Source organism: Oleiphilus sp. HI0043, from assembly GCF_001634935.1.
This window is the reverse complement of record NZ_LWEY01001960.1, coordinates 1-929: the sequence shown is the minus strand read 5'-3', so window position 1 is coordinate 929 and position 929 is coordinate 1. Positions and strand designations below refer to the sequence as shown.

Here is a 929-nt window from a genome sequence, read left to right as displayed (position 1 = left end):
GACATGGGCATCAGCGAAGACGGCCAACAAAAAGACTCTTACATGCCAGGCATGGAGTTACACGCTAAATACACAATGTTTGCTGAAGGTTGTCGTGGACATCTTGGCAAAGAAATCATCTCTAAGTTCAACCTAGATGAGGGAAAAGATCCTCAGCATTACGGTATCGGCATCAAGGAACTTTGGGATATCGACCCAGCTAAACACCGTGAAGGTACTGTTATGCACGGCCTGGGTTGGCCACTAAGCGAGTCTTCATCCACAGGCGGCTGGTTCCTTTACCACATTGAAAACAACCAAGTAGTACTCGGTTTAATTACTGACCTTAGCTATAGCAACCCACACGTATCACCTTTTGAAGAGATGCAACGTTGTAAGCTTAACCCTGTACTAAAAGATGCCTTAGAAGGCGGCAAGCGTGTTAGTTATGGCGCTCGAGCACTGATTAAAGGCGGCATCAATGCACTTCCCAAGATGTCATTCCCTGGCGGCATGTTAATTGGCTGTGACGCAGGAACAATGAACCCGCTGAAAATCAAAGGTTCTCACACAGCAATGAAGAGTGGCATGCTGGCTGCAGAAGCTGTTGCAGAGAAGCTTGCTGGCGGTGCAGAAGGCGAAGAAGCGACCAACTTTGAAGCGAAGTTCAAGAACAGCTGGCTACACGACGAACTGTACAACACGCGTAACTTCGTTGGCGTTATGCATAAGTTTGGCACTTACCTTGGTGCGGCTTATACATTTATCGACCAAAACATCTTTGGTGGTAAACTGCCTTTCAGCTTCAGCGATAAAACTTACGACCATGCTGCACTTAAGCCAGCAGCAGAATGCAAAAAGATCGACTACCCTAAGCCGGATAACAACATCACCTTTGACCGTCTTACTTCTGTATTCCTATCGAATACAAACCACGAAGAAGATCAAAT

1 pseudogene is annotated in these 929 nt (G+C 46.5%); it reads left to right on the top strand.

The window, feature by feature from the left end:
* Positions 1-929: pseudogene (locus A3729_RS30270) on the top strand (electron transfer flavoprotein-ubiquinone oxidoreductase); the annotation flags it as partial.